At 52.8% G+C, this 517-nt stretch carries 1 rRNA gene; it reads left to right on the top strand.

Going from position 1 to position 517, the window contains the following annotated elements:
* Positions 1-517 (top strand): 16S ribosomal RNA (locus ACFSAH_RS14060); the annotation flags it as partial.

Genomic DNA, 517 nt, shown 5'->3' on the forward strand with positions numbered 1-517 from the left:
CCAATGGCGAGCTTGCTCAAAGTTGGTGAGAGTGGCGAACGGGTGCGTAACGCGTATGCAACCTACCTATCACAGGGGGATAGCCCGGCGAAAGTCGGATTAACACCGCATGACATCATGATATGGCATCATATTATGATCAAATCTGAGGAGGTGATAGATGGGCATGCGTGCCATTAGCTAGTTGGCGGGGTAACGGCCCACCAAGGCGACGATGGCTAGGGGATCTGAGAGGATTGCCCCCCACACTGGTACTGAGACACGGACCAGACTCCTACGGGAGGCAGCAGTAAGGAATATTGGTCAATGGAGGGAACTCTGAACCAGCCATGCCGCGTGCAGGAAGACTGCCCTATGGGTTGTAAACTGCTTTTGTTAGGGAATAAACCTCTCTACGTGTAGAGAGCTGAATGTACCTAAAGAATAAGGATCGGCTAACTCCGTGCCAGCAGCCGCGGTAATACGGAGGATCCGAGCGTTATCCGGATTTATTGGGTTTAAAGGGAGCGTAGGCGGC

Origin of the sequence: Pseudopedobacter beijingensis, from assembly GCF_042678145.1 — a bacterium.
GTDB classification, from domain to species: Bacteria; Bacteroidota; Bacteroidia; order Sphingobacteriales; family Sphingobacteriaceae; genus Pseudopedobacter; species Pseudopedobacter beijingensis.